The 23,644-nt window shown below is 63.4% G+C and carries 22 protein-coding genes and 1 pseudogene; 14 read left to right on the forward strand and 9 right to left on the reverse strand.

What is annotated here, in order from left to right:
• Positions 1-14: 14 nt before the first annotated feature.
• On the reverse strand, positions 15-758 hold the full coding sequence (locus tag EGT29_RS21185; protein ID WP_161567901.1) for an IclR family transcriptional regulator: 744 nt from the start codon (positions 756-758) through the stop codon (positions 15-17).
• Positions 759-1,015: 257 nt separating this feature from the next.
• Here EGT29_RS21185 and EGT29_RS21190 point away from each other — a divergent pair, with 257 nt between their 5' ends.
• From EGT29_RS21190 to EGT29_RS21200, 3 genes are read left to right on the forward strand one after another with little or no spacing between them, the layout of a single operon-like run.
• Complete coding sequence (locus EGT29_RS21190; protein ID WP_124690838.1) at positions 1,016-1,996, forward strand: tripartite tricarboxylate transporter substrate-binding protein; 981 nt, start codon at positions 1,016-1,018, stop codon at positions 1,994-1,996.
• 14 nt (positions 1,997-2,010) lie between these two features.
• Positions 2,011-2,364 carry a hypothetical protein gene (locus EGT29_RS21195; protein WP_124690839.1) on the forward strand — a complete coding sequence of 118 codons (354 nt, stop codon included), beginning with the start codon at positions 2,011-2,013 and terminating at the stop codon, positions 2,362-2,364.
• Positions 2,365-2,398: 34 nt separating this feature from the next.
• Positions 2,399-3,862: a hypothetical protein gene (locus EGT29_RS21200; protein ID WP_124690840.1), complete on the forward strand. Its 1,464-nt coding sequence runs from the start codon at positions 2,399-2,401 to the stop codon at positions 3,860-3,862.
• A gap of 2 nt (positions 3,863-3,864) precedes the next feature.
• Here EGT29_RS21200 and EGT29_RS21205 read toward each other — a convergent pair whose 3' ends face one another.
• Positions 3,865-4,344: a DUF4440 domain-containing protein gene (locus EGT29_RS21205; RefSeq protein ID WP_124690841.1), complete on the reverse strand. Its 480-nt coding sequence runs from the start codon at positions 4,342-4,344 to the stop codon at positions 3,865-3,867.
• 4 nt (positions 4,345-4,348) lie between these two features.
• Positions 4,349-4,819, reverse strand: coding sequence for a hypothetical protein (locus EGT29_RS21210; protein WP_124690842.1), 471 nt, complete (start codon positions 4,817-4,819; stop codon positions 4,349-4,351).
• Positions 4,820-5,139: 320 nt separating this feature from the next.
• Between EGT29_RS21210 and EGT29_RS21215 the strand changes: the two genes are divergently transcribed.
• The 3 genes from EGT29_RS21215 to EGT29_RS21225 all read left to right on the forward strand — a co-directional run bounded on the left by EGT29_RS21215 (position 5,140) and on the right by EGT29_RS21225 (position 8,853).
• Entirely contained in the window at positions 5,140-5,673 is a 534-nt protein-coding gene (locus tag EGT29_RS21215; RefSeq protein ID WP_124690843.1) for a hypothetical protein, read from the forward strand.
• 58 nt (positions 5,674-5,731) lie between these two features.
• Positions 5,732-7,840, forward strand: coding sequence for a hypothetical protein (locus tag EGT29_RS21220; RefSeq protein ID WP_124690844.1), 2,109 nt, complete (start codon positions 5,732-5,734; stop codon positions 7,838-7,840).
• Positions 7,841-7,956: 116 nt separating this feature from the next.
• Positions 7,957-8,853 (forward strand): LysR family transcriptional regulator, encoded by an 897-nt coding sequence (locus EGT29_RS21225; protein ID WP_124690845.1) that lies wholly within the window; start codon positions 7,957-7,959, stop codon positions 8,851-8,853.
• A 43-nt stretch (positions 8,854-8,896) separates the two neighbouring features.
• On the opposite strand, the gene EGT29_RS21230 is transcribed toward EGT29_RS21225, so the two are convergent.
• The 5 genes from EGT29_RS21230 to EGT29_RS21250 all read right to left on the reverse strand — a co-directional run bounded on the left by EGT29_RS21230 (position 8,897) and on the right by EGT29_RS21250 (position 15,686).
• Positions 8,897-9,766 carry an alpha/beta fold hydrolase gene (locus tag EGT29_RS21230; protein ID WP_124690846.1) on the reverse strand — a complete coding sequence of 290 codons (870 nt, stop codon included), beginning with the start codon at positions 9,764-9,766 and terminating at the stop codon, positions 8,897-8,899.
• 106 nt (positions 9,767-9,872) lie between these two features.
• A complete protein-coding gene (locus tag EGT29_RS21235; protein WP_124690847.1) occupies positions 9,873-10,934 on the reverse strand; it encodes an NAD/NADP octopine/nopaline dehydrogenase family protein in 1,062 nt (353 codons plus the stop codon).
• Complete coding sequence (locus EGT29_RS21240) at positions 10,931-12,592, reverse strand: hydantoinase B/oxoprolinase family protein (RefSeq protein ID WP_124690848.1); 1,662 nt, start codon at positions 12,590-12,592, stop codon at positions 10,931-10,933. The genes EGT29_RS21235 and EGT29_RS21240 overlap by 4 nt, the downstream gene beginning before the upstream one ends.
• Positions 12,593-12,594: 2 nt before the next feature.
• Positions 12,595-14,673, reverse strand: a complete 2,079-nt coding sequence (locus EGT29_RS21245; protein ID WP_161567902.1) for a hydantoinase/oxoprolinase family protein — start codon at positions 14,671-14,673, stop codon at positions 12,595-12,597.
• Positions 14,674-14,702: 29 nt separating this feature from the next.
• Positions 14,703-15,686 carry a tripartite tricarboxylate transporter substrate binding protein gene (locus EGT29_RS21250; protein ID WP_124690850.1) on the reverse strand — a complete coding sequence of 328 codons (984 nt, stop codon included), beginning with the start codon at positions 15,684-15,686 and terminating at the stop codon, positions 14,703-14,705.
• Positions 15,687-15,843: 157 nt separating this feature from the next.
• Between EGT29_RS21250 and EGT29_RS21255 the strand changes: the two genes are divergently transcribed.
• The 7 genes from EGT29_RS21255 to EGT29_RS21285 all read left to right on the forward strand — a co-directional run bounded on the left by EGT29_RS21255 (position 15,844) and on the right by EGT29_RS21285 (position 20,576).
• Entirely contained in the window at positions 15,844-16,761 is a 918-nt protein-coding gene (locus EGT29_RS21255; protein ID WP_124690851.1) for a LysR family transcriptional regulator, read from the forward strand.
• Between the two features lie 67 nt (positions 16,762-16,828).
• On the forward strand, positions 16,829-17,008 hold the full coding sequence (locus EGT29_RS21260; protein ID WP_124690852.1) for a type II toxin-antitoxin system PrlF family antitoxin: 180 nt from the start codon (positions 16,829-16,831) through the stop codon (positions 17,006-17,008).
• Positions 17,005-17,247: a type II toxin-antitoxin system YhaV family toxin gene (locus tag EGT29_RS21265; RefSeq protein ID WP_124690853.1), complete on the forward strand. Its 243-nt coding sequence runs from the start codon at positions 17,005-17,007 to the stop codon at positions 17,245-17,247. Before EGT29_RS21260 ends, EGT29_RS21265 begins: the two co-directional genes overlap by 4 nt.
• Before the next feature lie 31 nt (positions 17,248-17,278).
• Complete coding sequence (locus EGT29_RS21270; RefSeq protein ID WP_124690854.1) at positions 17,279-17,605, forward strand: helix-turn-helix transcriptional regulator; 327 nt, start codon at positions 17,279-17,281, stop codon at positions 17,603-17,605.
• Positions 17,605-18,912 carry a type II toxin-antitoxin system HipA family toxin gene (locus EGT29_RS21275; protein WP_124690855.1) on the forward strand — a complete coding sequence of 436 codons (1,308 nt, stop codon included), beginning with the start codon at positions 17,605-17,607 and terminating at the stop codon, positions 18,910-18,912. Before EGT29_RS21270 ends, EGT29_RS21275 begins: the two co-directional genes overlap by 1 nt.
• A gap of 57 nt (positions 18,913-18,969) precedes the next feature.
• Entirely contained in the window at positions 18,970-19,335 is a 366-nt protein-coding gene (locus EGT29_RS21280) for a helix-turn-helix domain-containing protein (protein WP_124690856.1), read from the forward strand.
• Positions 19,332-20,576, forward strand: a complete 1,245-nt coding sequence (locus tag EGT29_RS21285; RefSeq protein ID WP_124690857.1) for a type II toxin-antitoxin system HipA family toxin — start codon at positions 19,332-19,334, stop codon at positions 20,574-20,576. The genes EGT29_RS21280 and EGT29_RS21285 overlap by 4 nt, the downstream gene beginning before the upstream one ends.
• 168 nt (positions 20,577-20,744) lie before the next feature.
• On the opposite strand, the pseudogene EGT29_RS21290 reads toward EGT29_RS21285, so the two are convergent.
• Positions 20,745-22,133 (reverse strand): annotated as a pseudogene (locus tag EGT29_RS21290) (transposase).
• Positions 22,134-22,340: 207 nt separating this feature from the next.
• Between EGT29_RS21290 and EGT29_RS21295 the strand changes: the two are divergent.
• Positions 22,341-23,558, forward strand: a complete 1,218-nt coding sequence (locus EGT29_RS21295; protein ID WP_124690858.1) for an HNH endonuclease — start codon at positions 22,341-22,343, stop codon at positions 23,556-23,558.
• Positions 23,559-23,644: the final 86 nt, after the last annotated feature.

Here is a 23,644-nt window from a genome sequence, read left to right on the forward strand (position 1 = left end):
AAGGGCTTTCCCGTTCAGCCGGGAAAGCCCAGCGTCGCCGATATCGCCTGCGCATGCTCCTGCAGCAGCGCAATGATCCGCTTGGGCGGCGCCTTGGCCAGTCGCACGGCCAGGCCCGTCACGCCTATCGCCGCCACGCACTCGCCGCTGGCATCGCGGATGGGCACGGAAATGCCCATCACACCCTCGGCCCACTCTTCGTTGTTGACCGCGTAGCCGTCGCGCCGGACCTTCGCCATGATCTTCTCCAGCGCGGCGCGCGTGGTCGGCGTGTTGGGGCCGAAGCGCGGATAGGGCTCGGCCAGCGCATCCAGCACGGCCCCGGACGAGAACGCCAGCAGCACCTTGCCCGAAGCCGTCGCGTGCATGGGCGCCTGCCCGCCCGTCTTCGCGTTGACGCGGATGCGGTGAGTGCCTTCGACCACGTCCAGATACACGATGCTGTCCCGGTCCAGGGCGGCCAGATACGAGGTCTCGCCCAGTTCATCGCGCAAGGCAACCAAGGCCGGCCGGGCCAACGCCGCCACGTTGTAGCGCTCGCGTATGCTGCTGCCCAGCGTCCAGGTCTTGAGCGTGGGCATGTAGCTCGCGTCGGGCGTCTGGCACACGTAGCCCAGATGCATCAGCGTGTTGAGCAGGCGATGGACATTGCTTTTCTGCAGCTCGGTCTCGCGGGTCAGTTCGGACAGGCTTACCGGCCCGTCGTGCTGACACAGGCGCTCGAACACCTGGAAGGCTTTGATGACTGTTTTATCCATTCGCGGTCTAGATTTTCGTGTAGCGCTGGCAGGCGCGGCCAATGATAGCAAACGCATGGCGAAGGGCCGTGACGGGCTGGGTACGACCGGGCGTGCGCCGAACCCGGCGAATTCGGACTGCGATACATTGGACGACCGCGAAGTGAGCGGATCCGCAACCTGGCGTTCACCTTAAGTGAACGACTTAACGGTTGTGCGTCTTCTACGCCGCGCCGGCTCTCGATAGGATCGCCGTTTCACCTCCTGCGAGACGACCCATGAAGCGTCTGTCCACGATCATGATGGCCATGGCGGCCATCGCCGCCCTTCCCGCCCGGGCCGAGTATCCCGAAAAGCCGATAACGATCGTCGTGCCGTTCGCCGCCGGCGGGCCGACCGACAAGGTCGCACGCGACTTCGCGGAAGCACTGCGCAAGCAGTTGGGCAATATCGTGGTCCTTGTCGACAACGCTGGTGGAGCCGGCGGCACGATCGGGGCCGCCAAGGCTGCGCGTGCGTCCAATGACGGCTACACGCTGCTGCTGCACCACGTCAGCCTCGCCACCTCGCCCGCGCTGTACAGCAAGCTGCCCTACAAGACCTTGGACGATTTCGAGTATCTCGGCATGATCAACGAGGTGCCGATGACCGTCATCAGCACGAAGAAACTGCCCGCTGCCACTTTCGCCGAGCTGCACAAGTGGCTGGGAGACCATCGCGGGAAGATCAACATCGCCAACGCCGGTGTCGGTTCGGCCTCGCACCTGTGCGGGCTCATGCTTCAAAACGCGCTCAAGATCGAGATGCAAGCCATTTCCTACAAGGGCACCGCGCCGGCGATGACCGATCTCATCAGCGGCCAGGTCGATGTCATGTGCGATCAGACGACCAACACCACCGCGCAGATCGAGGCGGGCATGGTCAAGGCGTTCGCGGTGACGACGCAGCAACGGCTGAAGACGCCGGCACTGGCCGCGCTGCCCACCTTGGATGAAAGCGGCCTGAAAGGCTTCAACGTCACCATCTGGCACGGCCTGTTCGCGCCCAAGGGCACGCCGAAGGCAATCACCGACAAGCTCAATTCGGCGCTGAAGGTGGCCTTGAAAGATCCCGTCTTCGTGAAAAGCCAGGAAGGGCTCGGCGCGGTCATCATCAACGACGCCCGGGTCAATGGCCCCGAACAGAAGAAATTCGTGGAAGCCGAAATAGAAAAATGGGGTTCGGTCATCAAGGCCGCCGGACAACAGTACGTGCAATGACCGCGGAGACCGTCATGACTGACCGTTCTCGGCGGCGGCTGATTGCGCTGGCGGCGATGGTGGCATTGGGCGGCACCGCCGTCGCCGCCGCTTCCACGCAGTCCTTTTCCGTCCAGATCGTTGGCGGCCGCGTGAAGGGCGACGAGACGCTGAAGGTGCGCAAGGGCGACCAGGTCCGGGTCAGCCTGACCAGCGACCAGCCGATGATGCTGCACCTGCACGGTTACGAGATCGAGGCCAGGGTCGAGCCGCCGGCGCCGGCGCTGCTGGCATTCAAGGCTGACCTGGCCGGCCGCTTTCCCGTGCACGTACACACCCATGGGGCTGGCAATCATCGTGCCGTGCTGTTCATCGAAGTCCATCCATAGCCGTGCGGCGCCTGGCAGGTCCTCATCGCGAGGCTTGAACGGGGCCTTTCCGGTCCTCGTCCTGGCGGGCGCCGCGTCCGACGCGCAGGCGCACGGGTTCGGACAGCGCTTCGACCTGCCGCTGCCGCTGTGGCTGTGGCTGACCGGGGCCGGCGCAACCATCGTGCTCACGTTCGCAGCGCTGGCGCTGTTCGCGCGCCGGCGCGACTTCGGCGCGTCATTCCTTCGCAGTATCGACCTGCTGCGGTTCCCGCTGCTGCGCCGCGTGGCCCATCCGCTCGCGGCTCTGCTGCGCGCCATCGGTTGCGCGCTGTTCGCGCTGATCCTGGCGACGGGCTTCTACGGGAGTTCCGACGCCTATGCGAACCTGACCGTCACGATGGTCTGGGTGCTGTGGTGGGTGGGCATGGCCTTTTTCTGCGCGCTGATCGGCGACCTGTGGGACATCGTCAATCCGTTGCCTGTGCTGTATCGCGCGGCCGTGCGCTTGATCGGCTGCCGGGAATCGCTGGGCTGGACCTACCCCGCACGATGGGCCACATGGCCGGCGGTCGCCTTGTTCTTCGCCTTCGCCTGGGCCGAGCTGATCTGGCAGGACAAGGACGTGCCGCGCGCCCTCGCCACCGCCCTGCTGGCCTATTCGGCGCTGAGCTGGGTCGGCATGCTGCTCTTCGGTGTCGAGGCCTGGCGCCGGCAGGCCGACGCTTTCGCGATGGTGTTTCGGGTGCTGGGCCGGTTTGCACCGCTCGAACTTCGCGGTTCGACACCCACCGAACCCGCGTGTCTGCGCCTGCGTCCCTACGCCGCCGGACTGCTGACCAACGAACCGGTGTCGAATTCGATGGCGGCCTTCGTCCTGCTGATGCTCGCAACCGTCACCTTCGACGGGTTCCATGAAACGCCCCTGATGGATCGCATCGGAACCGCCGCGCAGATGTCGCGCCCCGTGGCCGAGACGCTGTTCACGCTCTCCTCCATCACGGCGCTGGACGAGACGCAATGGCTGAACACCGTCCTGCTGTTGCTGTTCCCGCTCGGCTTCGTGCTGATCTTTCGCGGTGTCAACGCATGGATGTTGCGCCTGGCCGGCGCAACTGCCAGCACCGGCCATACCCAGGTCGATCTGAACGTGATGGTATGGAGCCTCGTGCCGATCGCCGTGGCCTATCACCTTGCCCACTATGCGTCGCTGCTGCTGACCACGGGCCAGTTCATCATCCCGCTGGCGTCGGATCCGTTCGGCTGGGGCTGGAACCTGTTCGGCACGCGCGGGCGCACCGTCGATCTCGGCATCGTCAGTCCGGCCGTCTACTGGTACGTTGCCGTCACGCTGATCGTCGTCGGCCATGTGCTGGCGGTCATCGTCGCGCACGTCGAAGCGGCGCGGCGTTTCGAGAGCCACCGCGCGGCGCTGATGAGCCAGTTGCCGATGCTCGCGCTGATGGTGGCCTATACCAGCCTGAGCCTGTGGATCATGGCCCAGCCCATCGTCGGCTGATATCAGGGCGTGGGGCGCTGCTGCTGCGCCTGCGCCCAGGACTGGAAGTCGCTCTTGTCGCTCGACCAGTGCAGGTGGACGATACGGAAGCTGTCGCCAACGCGCCGCACGATCGCCGTTTCCAGCGTGACCTGGTCGATTTCCTTACCGTTGGGCAGCTTGCCGGTGACGCGGTAGGTGCTCAGCACCCAGCGTTCGTTGCCGCTGCCGCCCAGGCGCCTGGCCTGCAGCTTCCAATCGGAAATGGCGGCCATGTCGATATCGTTCGGCAGATGGCTCAACGCATAGGCCTCGACCGTCGGGTCCATGGTACCGAACTCGAACACGACCAGCCCGCGGTCCAGGTGCGAGAGCGCCGCGCCCGTATCCTTGCGCTTGAGGGCCGCGTGGAAACCATCTACCGCATCGGCGGGGAGTCTGGCGCTCTGCGCCCACGCCGAGCCGGCCAGCACCAGGCCCGCGGCCATGAGCAGCGGACGCATCCGTTCAGGCCACACGCGGCTTGCCCCCATCGTCACCAAGCGAGGTTGCCGGCGGATCGGGGTCGAGTTCTTCGACGACGAACAGGTCGCCCGCGGCCATTCCGTCGAGCGAGCCATCCTTGCTGCGCACCGTGATCGCATCCGCGGTATTGCTCTGGACCCAGTAGACCTGCCCGAAGCGCGCCCCTTTCAGTACGGTCAACCGCCAGCCGCGCAATGCATTGGGTGCCGGCGGTGCCGCTTTCGGACCGAGCGGCTGCAGGCGCAGCGTGTAGACGCGCCCCGTCTTGCCGGGCGAGCCGAGGCCGGTCACTTTGCCGGGATAGCGCCGCAGCACCGGGTCGACGATCGGGTCATGGCCGGCGAGCAGCATGCCATCGCGCCATGCGGGATCGGCCGAGGCATCCAGCGCGAGCAGCAAGGCACCAGCCATCAACGAGACCCGAGCACCGCGCGAGATCCATTTCAGCAACATCGTCGTCCCCGTCCTTTGCTTGAAGGCTCGCAGTATCAACCAGCGCCGCGGACGCTTGCAAGAGGGACCACGCCGGCAACCGGGCGGAGTTCATGCGCGGAGCAAACATCGATTGCTGGCATAAGAACCAGCATCCACGCGGGTTTTCATCAGGTGCGGCGGGCGCGGCGCATCGACGGCGATGCCTGCCCGTTCACCTATGCCGAACGAGTTAACCGCCAGTTGTCTTCCGGCGTACCAGGGCCGCGACTATAACCGGGGCCACGGCCATGGCTCGCACGGCTTCGGTAATCCGCGTTGATGAATTCGAACAAGATGACATGCAATCTTCCCTGACAGAGACAAGACGTTGGCCGTGGTGGTTCCTGGCCTCGATCGCTGCCCTATCGATCGCGTGGTGGCAACCATGGCATGACGACCCAGCGGAACCTGCGGCGGCCTTGATGCCGGACTCCGCTCCGCTGTGCGCCCACGATGCGGACAAGTCCGTCGCACCGGGCCAGGCCGCGACGTCCGCGCCGGCGCTCAAGCTGGAAGGCACGGTCGTCGGCGGCGCAGGCAGTTTCGCGATGGTGCGTCACACGGCCGACTCGCGGCTCGTGCAGCTCCGCGTGGGCGATCGCGTCGACGACCTCGTCGTCACCGAAATCGAATCCGGCAAGGTCGTGCTGGCCGGCGCGACAGGCATCGTCGCGATCGAAACCTGGCCGCAGGCCGCGACCGACGCAGGCGCGGGCGCCGCGGAACCGGCTCCGCCCGCTTCCGCCCCGCCTGCACCTCCCCTGCTTCCCATCGAGCAACTACCCGAGGCCTATCGCGGGCCCGCGCCCGAGAACGCAGTCGAAGGGCATTGACCCGCGATTGCCCCACCCCGCTTACCAACAACCACTCTTGAATGAGAGGAGACAAAACGTGAAAACGCACATCGGCCTGTCCATGGTCGCTTTGGCCACGGCTGCGTTGATCGCCGCCTGTGGCAGCGATAACGACCCGGTATCCGGCACGGACACGCCGGTCGCCGGCGACCCCATCCCGGCGAAGAAAATCGAATACTGCGAACCGGGCCCCGGCGACCAGCCCGAAACCGGCATCCGTGGCGGGATTCCCGCCGCTGACCGTGGCCCCGTCAAAAACAACGTGACCTTCAAGGGTTTCTGGTGCGGCGCGCACAAAGTCGCACAGCACAAGCTGTTCGACCGGGGCGCCTTTGGCGATCTGCAAATCAAGGGCCGTTGTGCCTACGCCTCCCGGCGCGACGGTGCCAAGGATGCCCTGGGCCAGCCGATTACCGACCAGAAGCAATACGTCGGGACCGTCGTGTTCGACATGAAAACCCCGACGAAGATGGCGATCACGCCCGACGACGACCAGGTCGGCCACGCTTCCTTCGATCCGGCCGGTCCGAATCCGTATGGGAAAGTCCTGCGCACGCCCGCGATGATCCGTGCCTACTCGGCGCTCGAGCTCCAGGGCAACATCATGATCGGCGCCTACAAGGACAACGGCCCCACCGTGGCCGGCAAGGTCACCAACCCGCTGGACGTCTATGACGTCAGCGACTGCCTCCACCCCGTTCCGCTCAGCACCACCTACAACACTCCCCAGGGCAACCACGACGGCTGGCTTACGCCCGACGGCAAGACTTACTACGGCATCCCGTTCAGCGGCGACCCGATCATCGGCCGCGGCAACGTCGACAACGGCAACAAGAACCAGGTCGTTCCCGAAGCCGTCAATCGCATCGACATGCATGTGACCGACCTGTCGGATCCAAGGAAACCGAAGGCCCTGCTGAACTGGAACCGCCTGGACCTGCCCCAGGAGGTCCAGGACAACCTGGACTGGAAGATCCTGAACACGACCCACTTCCACGACGTCAGCACCAATAACGATGGAACGCGCGTCTACATGGCGCTGTATGGCGGCACCAACTCCCTGGGCGGGGGCAACAAGAGCGCCATCGAGGCACGGACCCAGCGCTGCGGCAACGGCCTGCTCATCATGGACTCGAGCGACATCGTCAAGCGGGTGGCCAATCCGAAGTTGAAGTACATCAGCTTCGTCTCGTGGTGCGACGACAAGCAGATGATCGACCCCGACTTCGGCAACGGCGAAACGGCGTCGGCCCATGCGACCGAGTGGGTGCGCCACGTCAACGGCAAGGAGTACATCGTCTCGACCGAAGAGTCGGGCGGCGGCCTGGGCGGCACGCCTTCGGGAATCTGCGCGCACCAATCCTACGCGCGCATGATCGACATCTCGGACGAGAAGAACCCGCAGGTCGTCGGCACCTACAAGTCGGATGCCAACAAGCCCGAGAACTGCGAGAAGAACCTGGCCGAGGACACCTGGGCGGGCATGACGCACTACATCGGCTTCGACGACCGCAGCAACATGCGCGTGGCGGTCTATGCGAGCGCCTACGGCGGCATCCGCTTCGTGGACTGGAAGGACCCCGCACGCCCCATCGAGGTCGCCTACTACATCAAGGAGCGCAATACGAGCGACCAGATGGACTTCACGCGCCCCGACCCGCGCTATGACACCGAGAACTGCCTGTACTACACGGGCTGGAACCAGGGCGGCCTGGTGTCTGTGGAGTTGACCAATCCCGAATACAACCCCTGCATGAGCCGTGGCGCGAGCGTCAAGGGGAAGGTGGTTTCGGCGAAGGGCAACCTGGACGTCGCGGTGGAAGCCAGCCGCAACGGCAACGGCGCCCCCGCCGTGGCCAGCATGACCCTCAAGGGCCAGGGCCACGATGCGCAGCTGACCTCGGTGACGCGACTCGGCTCGGCAATCGATGCCGACGGCGATATCACCGCGGCCAGGAACTCGGTGCAGATCGACGGCAGCGGCACCTTCGACGGCAAACCGGCGACGTTCCGTGTCCTGGTCCAGGACAACAGCAACAACACCGGCATCTTCTCCTTCACCTGCACGTCGGGATGCGATTTCTCGACCAGCGGCTACATGGACGGCAGCGGTGGCAACAAGCTGGTGGTAAGCCAGAAAAACTGACGGACGTCGGCAGCGGCTCGCCGTTCGAAACGATCGGCAAGCCGCTGCCCCAGGCGCTATAGAATACGCACAAAGCAAGAAAATCAAGAAAATCCAATGGGGAGGCAAGATCCACAGTGCGCGAAGCTCATCTGCGCGATTTGATAGCGGTTGTCGAAACGGGTAGCGTTCGATCCGCTGCCCGGACACTCGGCCTCGCACAAGCCGCCGTCAGCAAGAACCTTACCGCTCTCGAGAAATCGTTGGGCGTGCCCCTGCTGATCCGCTCCGCCCGAGGTGTCGAACCCACCGAGATCGGCCGCATGGTACTGCGCCGCGCGCGCGTCATCGATGCCGAACTGCGCAATCTGCACGAGGAAATCGAACGGTTCAGCGGCGAACACCACAGCCAGGTCAAGATCGGCCTGTCGGCCACCGCCGAGGCGATGCTGTTGTCCGAAGCCGTGGCCCGCTTTCGCGACTGCAGGCCGAACACGCAGATCAGCGTGTACGGCGGCCGCTCGTCTTCCACCATCGCGGCGCTGCGCGAGGCCAGGATCGATTTCGCGGTCAGCCCGCTGCCGGCCGACCAGAGCATCACCGACCTGCATACCGAACGCTTGTGCAGTTCGGACCTGGGCATCATCGTGCGCGCCGACCACCCCGCCGCCGACGCCCGCGACCTGGCCAGCCTCGTCCCCTACGGCTGGCTGTACAGCGTGCAGCAGTCCGGCGGCCCCATGATCGTCTCGCTGATGCGCAAGCAGGGCCTGCCCGACCCCACGCTGGTCGCGCACTGCAATTCGGCCAGCGCGCTGGTCGACATGCTGCTCCAGGGCGACTATGTCGCGATCAACAGCCTGGCGGCGCTGGAGCCCCTGCGGCAGCGGGGATTGCTGAAATTCCTGCCCATCGATCTCGATCTGCCGCTAGCCGTGCAGTACCTGATCACGCCGACGATGCGGCCGCTGACCGCAGCAGCTGCGGCGCTTGCGGCCGAATTCCGGCGCGCCTCGCGCCGGCTGAGGCGGTGAAACGCTCTACCCGAGGCGTTCGGCTCCGCGCGGTATCGGCCGATCAGGCCGCATGCACCCGTTGCAGAAATACCCGCATCAGCGCGGCCACTTCATCCAGATGCGTTTCCAGCAACCAATGGCCGCCGTCCAGCAGGTGGAGTTCGGCATCCGGCAAGTCGCGCAGATAGGCACGGGCGGAGGCTTCAGGCATGTAGTGATCCTGTGGCCCCCAGACAATCAATGTGGGCGGCTGGTGGTCCGCCAGGTATTGCCGGTGCTGTGCAAACCACGATCGGTTCTGTTTCAGGCCGGCGATCAGATCGATGGCTACCTCCTTGCGGCGCGGCGTCATCAGGGACCAGTGCAGTTTCCATAAGTCCGGGGAAATCCGCTCCGCGATGTCCGGCCGGACATGATTCAGGAACTCATCCTGAAAACTCGCTTCGGTGATGCTGCTGCCGATGGCCCGGCGCATGTCGGCTGGCGGCAGCGTCCAGGTGGCTTCGATGTCCGCGTATTTGGGGCCCAAGGCGTCTTCGTAGGGAACGTCGCCATTCTGGATGATCAGCGCCGTCACCCGATGGGGTGCCCGGATCGCCAGCCGCGCCCCGATCGGCGAACCGAAATCGTGCAGATAGAGCGCAAAACGGTCCAGGCCAAGGGCCAGGACGAAGCGCTCCAGGAAGGCCGCATAGCCATCGAAGCTGTAATCGAAATCGTCTGGCGTGGCGCTGTAGCCTGCGCCGGGATAATCGGGCGCGACCAGCCGCCAACGATCCGCCAGCCGGGGCATCAGATTGCGGAATTCGTAGGAAGAACAGGGGTAGCCATGCGGCAGCAGGATGGCCGGCGCGTCCGGCGGGCCCGCCACGCGGTAGAAGGTATCGATATTGTCGACGCGGATGCGGCGATGCTGGACAGGCTCGACCATGCGAGGCTCCTCAGACGGCAGGGCAACGGGTATGTGCTGGGTGGCTGTCGCTCGTCAGCAATCGCGGTGCCCGCGTGGTAGTCCCATGCCTGGCTGATGCGCTCCGTCACGCGAAGCGCCGCGCCAGGGATTCCGCCGTTTCCGTCTCCAGCCGAAGTCCCGCCAGGATCGGATTCATTCGCGCGTATGGCTTGTCCAAGCCGCAACTCAGCAGCGCGATGGCCATATCCAGATTGGGCGTCGCTGCGCCAACGCGTGCACCGATCCGTTGAAGCACCACCAACCCATAGGGAACATCTTCTTCGATGTAGCGGTGACGGGTGCTCTCAGGCCCTGGAGCCCCGAGTCCTGCTGCTTCGATGGCTTGGGCAAGCGCCGCCAGGTCCCTGCCCTCCACCGCATAGGACAAGCGATAGTGATCGTCCAGGGAACGAAGGGAGATCCCCAAGCGGCGCCCTATTTCCAGCCGTTCGGCATCTATCGCCTCGGCAATGCGCGCTCCGGCGCGTGAAAAATTGGCGAACAGACGCCACGGCTCGCCGTTCTCGATGCGCGTCAGGTTCGGGATAACCTGGCCCGCATGGGCTATGGGGTTGATATTGGCCAGCAATGTGGCCAGATGCGCTGGCGAAGATTCGAAGCGATCACCGAACAGCGCCGCGCAGCGGCCCGTCAGAACCTCGATGCGAGTAGAAGGTAGCGCGCTCACCCCCAGACGCGGCCGCACCGTGGCGATACGGGCATGCAAAGGCGCCACGCGATTGGCGGTGCCGAGGGTCGTCCCCCAAGCCACCAGATCCGGAGCGGCGCCTTTCCAATCCACGGAATCCCGCAACCAGAATTGCACCAGCGAAAGCGCACCGCTAAGAATCACCGTCTGCTTCCCGTGCAGGAACGGCGCGGCCATGCCTAGCACGTCGGCATAGGCGGTGGCAGGCAAAGCCACCAGAATGTGGCTCCATGCGGCGAGCGATTCCGGCCCGGAAATGTTCTCGACCTCCACGCTCGACTCCAGCCTGCCAGAGCAACGCAAGGTCAGCCGCTTGCCCTCCACCGCAGTACGTGGAGACCACACGCCAACGCGATGCCCCGCGGAAGCCGCCAGCGTTGCCGAGAGAATACCGATGGGACCCGTGCCGATGACGGCCAAATCCAGGGAGTCGGTCATTCAGCGGATTCCTTCAGGGAGGTATAGCCGCAGCTTGCATCATGCGCCTTGAGCGCGGCGGGGCGGTCTTCAGGTGGGCCAAAGCCCCCTCCGCCGGCCGACTCATGAAAGATCCGGTCACCCGGCAGAATCGACACGGTGCCGGACAGCGCCTGCAACGTCAGATCGTGGCCCCCCCGCACGATACGGACGGCGTTGGACTGCCCTGGCCTGCCACCCGCCAGACCGGGGGGAGGCACCATCACGCCGTCGCCAGTTGGCGTCAGGCGGCCCGGCTCCATGCCCTCGTAGCGGAAGATATAGGTAGCCCCCAGGCCTCCGCGATACATCCCCTCGCCGCCCGAATCCGGACGCAGCGCGTACTGTTCGATATGCAGGGGAAAGACCGACTCCGTCCTCTCCACGCTGGGCGAAGGCGTGCCCCCCGGGCTTTGCACGACACCCAGGTTGGACCAACCGTCGCCCGAGGCATGCGCACCGGCGGCCCCCCGGTTGGCGAAGTGGTGCCACACCACACTGCGCCCGCTCCTGTCGTGGCAGGCGATCGCCACGCGAAAGCGCCGCGCGAAGCCTGCGATGACCTGATGGGGCACGATCCTGGAGAGCGCATCCAGGACCGCCTCGATGATCGGCGCCGCGGTAAGGGTGGTACAAGCGGTGACCGGCGCCGGCGCGACCGGATCCACCAGGCTGCCTGGCCGGGTAAGAAGCCGTATGGGACGCATCGCGCCGCCGCTCTGCCGCCCCTCGCCCGCGCAGACATATGCGAAAGCAGCGTTGACCGCCGCGGTAGTGTTGGCCAGCGGCGAGTTCACGAATCGCACGACCTGATCGGAGCTGCCTCGCAGATCCACCGTCGCTTCGTTGCCCTCCACCTCGATCCGGACGTGAATGCGCGGCGCTGCACCGCCGGGTTCGATCGGGTCAAGCCAGCTTTCGCCTTCCTGTATTCCATCGGGCCACGCGCTGATGGTGGCTCGCATCGCCACCTCCCCCGCCGCCAGGATCGCTTTGCCGCATACGGCCAGGCAAGGTGCCCCGTAATGATCGGCCAGCGCGCGCAGCCGTGTGGCGCCCGCCTGGACGGACGCGAGCTGGGCCAGGAGATCGCCACGCATGTCCGCCGGCGTGCGGGAATTCAGGCAAAGCAGATCGAGCAACTCCTCGTCCAGAAACCCGGCCCGCACCAGACGGACGGGCGGCACCCGCAAGCCCTCGTGCCAGATCTCCGTGGCATGAGGGCTGTAGCCGCCAGGCGAGATACCGCCGATATCGCCTTGGTGAGCACGGTTGACCACCCAGAATGCGACTCGCCCTTCTATCACCACGGGCAGGCACAGCGTCATGTCCGGCAAGTGGCTTCCGCCGTGGTAAGGGTCATTGAGCAGCACGACGTCACCGTTGGCGAGCTGATCGCCGAACCGCTCGCGCGCGGCCATCAACGCGAACCGCAACGCGCCCAGATGGATGGGCAGGCGCTCCGCCTGGGTCAACAGCTCCCCATCCGCATCGAAGATCGAAGCCGAGAAGTCGCGCGACTGATTCAGGATCGGAGAAAAGGCCGTACGCGCCATCACCTCGACGGTTTCGTCCACGATCGCAGCGAGGCGGGCTCGCACGACCGCCAATGTCACGGGGTCCACCGGTTGCACGGCCATCGTCACTTCTCCACCGAGAGGATGAGCAAGCCCTGCTCTCCTCTGCTCAAGGTTTCACCTTCCCGCACGACCACCACGCCGCCGCAATCGCACAGGAGGGGACCGCGCCATGAGGCGTCGTCGCCAAGCTCATCAACCGAGATGACGGGCCATTCGCGCCAGCCCCCCCCTTGGTGAACCGAGCGCGTGAGCGTCTGCCCGGACGGCTTGCGCCGCGTGCGGCCCTTATGGCGCCCCGACGCGCTGCAAGGCTGCGTCGCCACGAGCCGCAGGGCATCCAGCACGCAGGTCTCGTTGTGATGCGCATGGCCAAAAAGCATGGTGTAGCGCGCCTCGAAGCGGGCCGCCACCTCGTCCACCGCGCCGCGCTCCAGCTCATCCGAAGTGAGTGAAATGGCCACGGTGCCGGCCTGCCGTGCGTAGCGGCATTCCGCGACCCAGGCCATCTCCATCGGTTCATCGCCCCAAGCCATGGCGTGGCGGTCACGCCAGCGGTGCATCTCATCCTCCATGTCGCGCGCGAGCGCAGCCAGGCTCTCCTTCGGCAACGCGTTCATCGCCAGACCGGCGTGCCGGATCGTGTCGTATCTCGTTTCCGCATCGAGGAACCCGGCGGCGGACAACACAGACCCCGCAGCCGGTGCCACCGCCAGCGCCACGCCGGTCTCCCGCGCCACGGCGCCGAGCAGCAAACCGCCGGCACCGCCAAAACCGACCAGTGCCAGCGCGCGCGGATCGATGCCCCGGCTGACCGTTGCCGCGCGAATCCCACTGGCCACCGTGGTGGCCGCGAGAGTCAGCACGGCTTGCGCGGCCGCTTCCAGCGAAAGCCCCAGCGGCACGGCAACATCGCGCGTAACCGCCTGGATAGCCAGCTTCCTGGACAGGCTCAGACCGGAGGTCCCACCCAGGCTGCTCGTTTCGCCGGCATCGCCAGCCGGCAACAATCCGAGCACGACCGCCGCATCCGTCAGCGTCGCCCTCGCTCCGCCACGGCCGTATGCGGCGGGTCCTGGTACCGCGGCCGCGCTCTCCGGTCCTACCTGCAGCACGCCGTCCGCCCCGACCCGCGCGATCGAACCGCCGCCCAGGCTCAGCACATGGATATCGATCGTGGGCAGCCCGATGACGTACGCATCGGTGCTGGTCACGAGCCGCTCCTGCGGCTGGCCGCCGTGAATGACCGAGATGTCGGTGGTCGTGCCGCCGACATCGAAGGCCACCACGTCACGGCCAAGTTGACGCGCAATGCTGGCGGCGGAAATGGCGCCGCCGGCCGGACCGCTGTTGACAAAATGCGCGGCCCGATCCCCCGCCGCGGTCAACGGCAGCAGGCCGCCGGAAGACTGCATCACCTGCGTGCGCACCGGGCGGCCAGCCTTGGCTTCCAACTGCTTGCCCAAGCGCTCCAGGTAGCCTTCCAGCACCGGTGCGACGCTCGCCTCGATCGCGGCCGTCGAGAAGCGGACATACTCGCCCTCCTGCGGCAGCACCCGATGCGACAGCACGATCGGCCCCATCCAGTCCGATTCCCGCAACCATTTCTCCAGCATCAGTTCATGCGCGGGGTTGCGGTGCGCATGCAACAACCCGATCACCACCGCTTCCACATCGAGGTCGAGAAGCGAGGCAATGGCGTCTCGCGCCTGCGTTTCATCGAGCGGCGTCCGGACGGAACCGTCAAATCCCATTCGCTCCATCACCTCCAGCCGGTAAGGCCGGGCCACCAGCGGCACCGGACTGGGCACCCGCAATTGGTAGCGATTGCTCCGTGTGCCGTCACGCAACTCCAGGATGTCCCGGAACCCGTGTGTGGTGAGCAAACCCACGCGCGCGGGACGCCCCTGGGCCAGCACATTGGTCGCGATCGTGGTGCCATGCACGAGCTCGCCCGCGGATGAAAGCAACTCGCGCGCATCCTGGCCAAGTTGCTCCGCCAGCGCGGCGATACCGTTCAGCACACCCTCGACCGGATCGTCTGGAGTAGTCGGCACCTTGGCGAAAACAACACCGCCGTCCGCCTGTCGAACCGCCACATCCGTGAAAGTGCCGCCCACGTCGCAAGCAAGCCGAAACGCCATACAGGACTCCCCTAGCTTTCCGCGAGTGTTCATTCAATCTTGATGCCGGTGCGCGCGATCACGTCGCGCCACTTGTCTGACTCCGCCTTGATGTGGCGCGCCATCTCTTCCGGCGTGCCGCCCATCCCGTCCAGGCCCAGCGCGATGAAGCGTTCTTGCAGGTCGGGCTGCTTGAGCATCTCGTTGATCGCGCGATTCAGTTTCGCGATGATGTTGGCCGGCGTACCTGCCGGCGCGAAAAGCGCGTAGACCGTCGCCGAATCGAAACCGGGATAGCCGAGTTCCGCGATAGTCGGCAAATCGGGCATGGCAGGCGAGCGGCGGCTTGAGCTCACCGCCAGGGCCCGGACCTTGCCGGCCTCGACGAGGGGCTTGGCGACGGCCACGTCGAGCGCCACCATCTGTATCTCCCCGGCAAGAAGTGCCTGCAGGGAAGGTCCGGTTCCCCGGTACGGGACGTCCAGCATGTTCAATCCGGCGGTTGTCGCCAGCAGCACCGAAGCCATGTGGCTGGTGCCGCCCTTCCCTCCTGATCCGTAGGAGTAGCGGCCGGGATGGGCACGAACGTGGGCGATGAAATCTGGCAGGTCCTTCGCGGGAACGGACGGATGGACGCTGATGATCTGGGGGTTGGCTGCCACCAGCGCCACCGGCGCGAAATCCGATATCTTGTAAGGCGTGGGGGGCAGTAAATGCGGGGCGATTCCATAGGTGCTGTTCGTGCCCAGCAGCAGCGTATAACCATCCGGTGCCGAACGGGCGACGGCACCGAACCCGATCGTACCGGCCGCTCCGCCACGAGATTCCACGACGAACGGCTGCCCGAGCAAGGCCGCCAGGCGATCCCCGACCAACCTGGTCGTGACATCGGCGGAACCCCCCACCGGCCATGGCGAGATGAGGCGCACCGGCTTCGATGGATAGTTATCCTGTGCGAAGGCGGCACCGCTTCCCAGCAGGGTTGCAGCAACCAAGCCATGCACAAATACATGCCGGCGATTCAGCTTGCTCATTTTCGGCCTCCAAAGAGCCTGGCGCTTGTTAAGATCGGGTGAGTATGTGTGTCCAGCTCAGATGAAGTCCAATCGCAATGCACGATGAATCAATAGGATTTGGCGATCCTCGTTCCGGGAACGGCGCCACGAAGATCTTCCGTTGGAGTTGGCTGCCTTGACCCAGCGCGTCACCATCAGGCAATTGGACTGCTTCGTGGCCGTGGCGAAAGCCGGCCATTTCACCGTGGCAGCCGAGCGATTGGCTCTCGCGCAGCCGGCACTGACTGCCACCATCCAGAAACTCGAGGCAGAACTGGGCGTACGCCTGTTCAACCGGTCGGCCCGGCACGTCGAGCTGACCGAGGCCGGGCGGGACCTGCTTCCCATCGCTGAACGCCTGCTCCAGGACCTGGACCACACGGTCAGCGATATGCGCGGCTTCGCGAGCGGCAGCCGGGGCCATATCAGCGTGGTAGCGGCGCCTTCCGCATTCGAAGCGATCCTTGCGCCTGCCATCGAAGCCTTCGTGGAAAACCACCCCGCCGTGCGCATCACCATCCGCGACGCGGGCGCCGACGAAGTCCGTCGGCACGTGCGGTCACGATCGGCCGACTTCGGTTTGACAAGCCGTACCGCGGAAGACTCGAGCCTGATGTTCGAGACGCTGACACACGATCACCTCGGGCTGGTATGCGGGGCGGATCATCCTCTGGCACGACTTGGCGGGCAGTTGCATTGGGATCAACTACGCGGCTACGAACTCGTCGGCCATACGCTGGACACCAGCACGCGCCAGCAATTGCAGAGCGTGCCGGACCTGGGCTCCATCCTGACTGAGCCGAAATACCAAGTCTCCAGCGTTACAAGCCTGCACTGGATGATCCGCAGCGGCATTCGCGCCGCCGTGGTACCCGCCCTGGTGGCCGCACTCCCCTTGTTGCGGGATCTGGCCTTTCGGCCTCTCGCGCCTCCGCTTGTTCAGCGCGACGTCGGGCTGGTCTTTCGACGCGACATGGAATTGAGTCCCGTAGCCGAGCAACTGGCTGAAGAGTGCCGGAGAGTGAGCAGGAAGCTTGCCAACGATTCAGCATGATGGGCCGCTGGCTCAGCGGCCTGACAGTGGCGCCAGTTCGTGGTCAACGCCTTCATTCGGATTCTAGATGCGTTTCCAGCAACACCCCGCGCTCGGGGCATTCCTGGCTTTCCTCGCCCACGACATCGCGTCGCATCCCGAACGCCTGGCATCCCTGTCGGGCGACTTGCTCGCTTCCATGGAAAAGGCTGCGCGCGAGGCTGGAGATATCGACCTTGATGCACCGCTGTCCGCAGATGACGAATGACGGCTGAATCGAGCGTCCTCGTCACCGTCAACGGTTGGACCATCTACCTGCATCCGCTCTTTCGTGCGCAACTGGATAGTCTGCAGAAGCAGGTCGAGTCACTGAAGCGCAAGGATCCGGACGGATTCCAGCGCCGCAATGCCACGAAGCGCCTGGCTGCCATTGCACGGTTGGCTTTCGAGATCATCCCTCAAGCAGTCTCCTATTCTTCATTTAATTGTTCTATCTGGAACTCTTAACTATAATTCAAGCTCCTTTGGGAGCACTTAAATGGATTCCCCCATCCCCCTATCCGTCGAACGAGCGATCCGGAAGCTCGGCGGCGACATTTCCCTGGCCCGCAGGCGACGTCATATCTCCCAGGCCTCGCTTGCCGAGCGCATGGGTGCATCCCTGTCCACCGTGCGCCGCATGGAGAAAGGCGACGTCCGCGTGCCCATCCATTTCTTCGCCCGGGCGTTGCATGTCTTCGGCGAGATCCAAGCGTTGGAGCATCTGCTAGACACACCGAACGACGAGATTGGGCTGACGCTGATGGACGAGAACTTGCCCAAACGCGTGCGCAACAAGCCCGGCAAGTCCTCGGGAGCCTTGTAATGGCGACCGCCGCAGCAATCCGCCAACAAGTTCAAGTCTGCATCGGCAAGGCTGGGCTACCGCTCGGCTCGCTTGTATACGTCCAGCAAGGTCGGCGTGAAAACTGCGTCTTTGCCTATGACGAGGCGTGGCTGGCCAACCCCGAGCGCTTCAACGTATCGGCCGACCTGCAACTGATGCCTGGCCACCAGCCGCACAAGGCTGCCTCGCCCCATGACTCCGTATTCCATGGTGCGATCGCCGATACTGCCCCAGACGCCTGGGGCCGGCGCGTCATCGCCCGCGATCATGCCAAACGGCGCCGAATCGATCCCAAATTGGCTGCATTGACGGAGTTGGACTATCTATTGGCGGTCGATGACTTCAGTCGCGTCGGCGCACTGCGCTTACACGGCCCGGACGGGGCCTGGCATCGAACAGTGCCCGAAGGCCGACGCACTACCCCACCGTTGATCGAGCTCGAACACATCTATCAAGCCAGCCGCGCTGTCGAGCGCGGGCAGGAGACGGCCGAAGACTTGCGCTACCTGCAAGGCAAAGGCACCTCGCTGGGCGGCATGCGGCCCAAGTGCACCATGGTGGACGAAGACGGCTGGCTCGCAATCGGCAAGTTCCCCAGTGTGAACGACACGCGCAGCGTCACTCGCGGTGAGGTCTTGGCTCTAAAGTTGGCGACGCTGGCAGGCATCGACGCCGCACCTGCGCGCATCGTCTCCCTGGCAGACGTGCCGATAGCCGTCATCCGCCGCTTTGATCGTGACGGCGCCGATGGCCGTATTCCATACCAATCAGCCGCATCGTTGTTGCAGGCCTCGCGCGAGGAAGATCGCAGCTACACGGAAATCGCGGATGCCATCCGATCCCACGGTCATGAGCCTACCCGGGATCTGCGCCAGCTATGGCGTCGCCTTGTGTTCAACCTGTTGATTACGAACGTGGACGATCACTTGCAGAACCATGGCTTCCTGCACGTGGGGCACGGACTGTGGCGTCTTGCACCCGCCTTCGACATCAACCCCTTTCCGGACAAGGAGCGGGAATCCAAGACCTGGCTGTCTGAAACAGATGGTCCGATCACCGATGTGCAGATGCTGCTGGCTCGCGCGTCGTACTTCGCACTGGATGAAAAGCAGGCATTGGGTGTCTTGGCCGAGGTCTATGGGGCCGTCGTGAGCTGGCGACAGGCCGCTCTTGGAGCGGATGTTGGACTACGTCCGAACGAACTGGATGATTTCGCGGCGGCTTTCGAGCATGAGCAGATGGATGCAACGGCTGCGCTGCTCCACTCTCCGCGATCTCCAACATAAAATCATTTTTCCCGCTATTATGGACGAATAATAGCGATATGAGCCATAATAGCGAACATGCCGCGCAAACCGCCTATCGTCTTCCCTCAAGAACAGCGCCTGCTCTCCGCGCTGGGAGAGCGGCTGCGTCTTGCCCGCAAGCGACGCAAGTTGAGCAACGCCGTCGTCGCGCAACGCGCGGGGATTTCAAGGACCACCCTATACAAGGTCGAGGCCGGAGATGCTGGGGCTACGCTGGGCTCCTATGTCCGGGTCCTGGCCGTGCTGGGGCTTGAGGGCGACCTCAATCAGCTTGGAGCCGACGATAGAGTTGGGCGGAAATTGCAGGATCTGGCGCTGGAACCAGCGCCCAAGCGCCGCACCGCTACCCGCGCCAAGACGGCCAAGGCCTCATCAACCTCAAACGATGAGGAACCAACATGAGCACGCAGGACAACACCCTGGACGTATGGCTTGACGACGACCTCGGCCCTGCACGCCAAGTCGGCACGCTCGCCCATGACCGCGGCCAGATCCGCTTTCATTACGAACGTGACTGGTTGACGGATCCTCGCGCCTTCGCGCTGGACCCCGATCTCTCCCTCGACGAACACCCCTTCTTTCCCAAGCCTGAGCTAGGCAACTTTGGCATCTTCCTGGATTCGTCACCGGACCGATGGGGACAAACACTGATGAAGCGGCGCGAGGCCCTACAGGCAAAGGATGAGCAACGCTCTCCTCGTACGCTGTACGCCTGGGACTTCCTCATCGGCGTGCAAGACCTCACTCGCCAAGGCGCCCTGCGCTTTCGCCGATCAGGTACGGATGCGTTTCTCGGCAACGAGAAAATGGCGGCCCCGCCAGTGACGACGCTACGAGAGTTGGAAGCCGTGGCCTATCAGCTCAGCAACCGGCGTATCGACGATTTAGATGCGCTACGAAAGTGGCTCGCCGTGCTCGTCGCACCTGGCGCGTCTTTAGGCGGAGCAAGGCCAAAGGCCAACTTTACCGAAACCGACGGCTCACTCTGGATCGGCAAGTTCCCAGCCAGGGATGACGATCGAGACGTCGGGGCCTGGGAATATGTCGTTCACCAACTCGCGCAAGAAGCGGGGATAGACGTACCGCCTGCGAAGCTCATCAAGCTAAACAACGACTTCCATACCTTCTGTGTCCAAAGGTTCGATCGTGCCAACAGTTCGCGATGCTTCTATGCCTCGGCGATGACATTGCTTCGCAAGACTCAAAGTGAAGGTACGAGCTATCTGGAACTGGCGCAGTTCATCCGAGCTCAGGGCGACGCCGAACATACGGACGCAGACTTGGAACAACTATTCCGGCGCGTGGTGTTTAACGTCGCCGTTGGCAACCGCGACGACCACCTTCGCAATCACGGATTCGTGCTTGGCAAGACAGGATGGAGACTTGCACCCGCGTTTGATATCAATCCGAATATCGACAAGGCGGAGCATGTCTTGAATATTGACGACGTTGATAATCGGCCTAGCCTGGAGACTGTCCTCAGCACGGCTGCTTTTTATGGGCTGGACGATGTGCAAGCTCAGAAAATTGTGAATGAGGTAATCGTAGTTGTGGATCATTGGCAGGACGCTGCTCGTCGGATGCGCATTAGCAGCGCGGATATTGATTTGACTGCAGGGGCGTTCTCGGCACACAAGGCATAGGGGAAGGCAGCTGTGCGGACGTCTGCTTTCAGCCGATTCTGTTGAAAAACTCGATTGCTCGTCGCGATTAATCACGCTTGCAAGCCCGACGACCAGGCGGCTTTCGCCTTTTTCCGATTGGAACCGGGTACTGATGCCCGGTTGCCTTGTTAATCGGTGGGTTTCGCCTCAAGCGGGCGCACCTGTGCCCTGAACCGGTGGCCCCTGTGAGGTGAGCTTCGCAAGACGGCGTAGGTTCTGAACGGCTGCCGCAAGCGTGAATTCATCTGCTGCACCAGTGAGTCCGCGCAACCGCAAGCGGTCGATCTTCAGAATACGTTTGAGATGTGCAAACAGGACCTCGACCTTCTTGCGTTCGTGACGTGAGCGCTGGTATTGCACGGTGGCGACGATACGCCTGGCTACGTCGCGTGCATCCTCGTGAATGCTGCGAGCGATCTTGCGCATCGGCGTATTGGGGCAGCACCGCGGCTTCATAGCGCACGTACCGCAGTCCTTATTGCTGGCCCGGTAAATCACGGTGCCTGCCTTGGTGACGTGAGTGCGCTCGATCTTGAATATGCGCCGCTCGCTGCGCAGTGCATGCCCCTCGGGGCCACGATATTCGTTGGCCTCGCCATCCCATTGGAAGTCGCTGCTCGATAGACTGTCGTCCTTGCGCTGGGTTTTGTCCCAGACGGGAACGTGCGGCTCGATCCCCTTGTCTTGCACCATCCACGCCAGCATCGGAGCCGTGCCGTAAGCGGTATCGCCGATGAGCCGCTCAGGGGTGATATCGAAATGTTCCTCGATACGGTCCACCATCGTCTTGGTAGAGTCCACTTCTGCGGTGCGATGTGCAGGGGTGGCTTCGACGTCGAGGATCACGCCATGCTCGGTATCGATCAGATAGTTCGTCGAATAGGCGAAGAATGCGGGGCCGCCAGGGGCGGCCGTCCACCGTGACTGCGGATCGGTCAGCGAGATCCGCCGGGGAACGGCTTGCTCGAACGCTTCGTCGTCGAGCGCTTCGAGGTACTCGCGCACGGCACGCGTGCTGAGTGCGGGGTTCGACCAGTCGGTGGCCTCACTGGCAGGAACACCGCGCTGGCGGCTCGCATCAGCGGCCACGACGCTGGCGTCGACAGCGAAGCCTTCGCCTTTTACTAGGCCCGCAGCCATGCAACGACGGACCACTTCATCGAACAACTAGCGGAAGGTATCGCTGGCACGGAAGCGTCCGTGTCGGTTCTTGGAGAAGGTCGAGTGATCGGGCACTGCATCCTCGAGGCTGAGACGACAGAACCATCGATAGGCAAGGTTCAGTTGAACCTCTTCGCACAGACGTCGCTCGGAGCGGATGCCGTAGCAATACCCAACGATCAGCATCCTGATCATGAGTTCGGGGTCAATGGAGGGGCGGCCCGTATGACTGTAGTGCTCTGCCAGGTGTCGGTGAAGTTCACTCAGATCCAGACAGCGATCGATGGCTCTCAGAAGGTGGGTCGGCGGAATGACGTCTTCAACGTTGAAGGCGTAGAACAACCGCTCTTGTCCGCTCGCTTGATGACCCATCATGTCGGTGCTCTATGAACTCGTTGGCACTTTGGAAATTCTGCCAGACGACCGAGACCGCGGCGAGTTTTTCAACAGAATCGGCCAAAAGCGGACACCAGCGGCCATTCGACAGAACTTCTTGGTAGCCTCAGAATGTGCTCCACTTGGGTCCGATCGTTACGGCCTTCATAGGCCGACTTTGGGAAATCGGATGGGGAGACAAATCGCATGTGGCCGACCGACGTTAGAGAACGAGCATTGTCCGCCTGTGGACGGCGCTGCTGCATCTGTAATCGGTTCTGCGGAGTCAATATGGAACTCCACCACATCGAGCCCGAAGCGGATGGCGGGCCTTCTACACTAGATAACTGCATTCCACTTTGCTTCGATTGTCATGCGGACGTTGGCCACTACAACGACCGACATCCCAAAGGGACCAAATACCGCCCTAGCGAACTCCGCCGGCATCGGGATGCCTGGTTCCTGGCCATGGCTGGCGCGGAGCGGCTGAATCATGCGCCGCGCGGTCAGAAGCCAGCCCTTCCGGACGAGATCTACGACGGGCAGCGTATTCAATTCAAAGGCTACCTGTCTCGGCAAACGTTCGCAGGCCCACCGAACTACGAAGACTTCAGAACTGATGCGCTCGAAACCAATTGGCTACTTACGCTACCCGAGCCGTTCCGATTTAATTACCGATCGTTCGAGCCGACTCAAGCCGAACCCATCGTCAAACCTGATGTGCAAGTGCTTCACTTGATGATGTCATCAGACCAATACGCGGCAAATAGGGACAAACTCAACGGCGATGTTTATGTCACTGGAAAAGTAACGCCCTGCGTCACAGGCCACCACAGAGGTGACGCACTACTTGAAGTCGAGGACCTCCATGGTGCCGATCTTTACCTTGAGCCACCGCCAATCGCCGAGACGATTGCGGAGAAAGGTGATGGGGATGTGCTGATTCTCCCCACAACCAAGACACCCCGCAACCTTATCAACTTCTTGGATTTAGGAACGCCCAAAGCGAAGGTTCTTGAGATCTTAGGTACGCCCGATCGCATTCAATGCGTGCTTGAGATGAAATATGACCGTGTTTGCTATCGCTACGAAAACACACAGGTTGAGATCGGATTTGAAGATGGTACGGTCGCAGAGGTCACCATACTGCTCGTAGCGGGGAAGACGTGGCAGTTCGATATCGACGGTCTGCATCACCCTATGACGTTCGGCCGGTTGACCTTGGCGGATGTTTTAACCATCAATCCCGCGAGGCGCGGCTCGAATTTTCGCCTGGCAATCATGCTAACCAACTTAGCGTCGGGCTTCCGTTTGGTCCTTCTGGCGGTTGGGACATGCATTGGTTTGGTGCTACCCAAGCTTGCAGCAAAGCCGGTCGGTTGCAGCATGTGGACTTTGCTTGGGATTTCTCCACCGGAGAACTGAAGACTCGCACCGATAGAGTCCTCGTGAACTGGATTGCAAAGACAAGGCTTTCGGCCAGCGTGCCGCTTTCCGGCTGGCACATTCGA

The organism is Pigmentiphaga sp. H8 (assembly GCF_003854895.1).
Taxonomy (GTDB): domain Bacteria; phylum Pseudomonadota; class Gammaproteobacteria; order Burkholderiales; family Burkholderiaceae_B; genus Pigmentiphaga.

Coding starts and splice junctions, on each gene's coding strand:
- EGT29_RS21285 (WP_124690857.1), top strand. CDS start 19,332: ATGAGCACGCAGGACAACACCCTGGACGTATGGCTTGACGACGACCTC.
- EGT29_RS21210 (WP_124690842.1), bottom strand. CDS start 4,819: ATGTTGCTGAAATGGATCTCGCGCGGTGCTCGGGTCTCGTTGATGGCT.
- EGT29_RS21230 (WP_124690846.1), bottom strand. CDS start 9,766: ATGGTCGAGCCTGTCCAGCATCGCCGCATCCGCGTCGACAATATCGAT.
- EGT29_RS21185 (WP_161567901.1), bottom strand. CDS start 758: ATGGATAAAACAGTCATCAAAGCCTTCCAGGTGTTCGAGCGCCTGTGT.
- EGT29_RS21280 (WP_124690856.1), top strand. CDS start 18,970: ATGCCGCGCAAACCGCCTATCGTCTTCCCTCAAGAACAGCGCCTGCTC.
- EGT29_RS21270 (WP_124690854.1), top strand. CDS start 17,279: ATGGATTCCCCCATCCCCCTATCCGTCGAACGAGCGATCCGGAAGCTC.
- EGT29_RS21190 (WP_124690838.1), top strand. CDS start 1,016: ATGAAGCGTCTGTCCACGATCATGATGGCCATGGCGGCCATCGCCGCC.
- EGT29_RS21245 (WP_161567902.1), bottom strand. CDS start 14,673: ATGGCGTTTCGGCTTGCTTGCGACGTGGGCGGCACTTTCACGGATGTG.
- EGT29_RS21295 (WP_124690858.1), top strand. CDS start 22,341: ATGTGGCCGACCGACGTTAGAGAACGAGCATTGTCCGCCTGTGGACGG.
- EGT29_RS21265 (WP_124690853.1), top strand. CDS start 17,005: ATGACGGCTGAATCGAGCGTCCTCGTCACCGTCAACGGTTGGACCATC.
- EGT29_RS21250 (WP_124690850.1), bottom strand. CDS start 15,686: ATGAGCAAGCTGAATCGCCGGCATGTATTTGTGCATGGCTTGGTTGCT.
- EGT29_RS21205 (WP_124690841.1), bottom strand. CDS start 4,344: ATGCGTCCGCTGCTCATGGCCGCGGGCCTGGTGCTGGCCGGCTCGGCG.
- EGT29_RS21235 (WP_124690847.1), bottom strand. CDS start 10,934: ATGACCGACTCCCTGGATTTGGCCGTCATCGGCACGGGTCCCATCGGT.
- EGT29_RS21195 (WP_124690839.1), top strand. CDS start 2,011: ATGACTGACCGTTCTCGGCGGCGGCTGATTGCGCTGGCGGCGATGGTG.
- EGT29_RS21240 (WP_124690848.1), bottom strand. CDS start 12,592: ATGGCCGTGCAACCGGTGGACCCCGTGACATTGGCGGTCGTGCGAGCC.
- EGT29_RS21275 (WP_124690855.1), top strand. CDS start 17,605: ATGGCGACCGCCGCAGCAATCCGCCAACAAGTTCAAGTCTGCATCGGC.
- EGT29_RS21260 (WP_124690852.1), top strand. CDS start 16,829: ATGCGTTTCCAGCAACACCCCGCGCTCGGGGCATTCCTGGCTTTCCTC.
- EGT29_RS21215 (WP_124690843.1), top strand. CDS start 5,140: ATGCAATCTTCCCTGACAGAGACAAGACGTTGGCCGTGGTGGTTCCTG.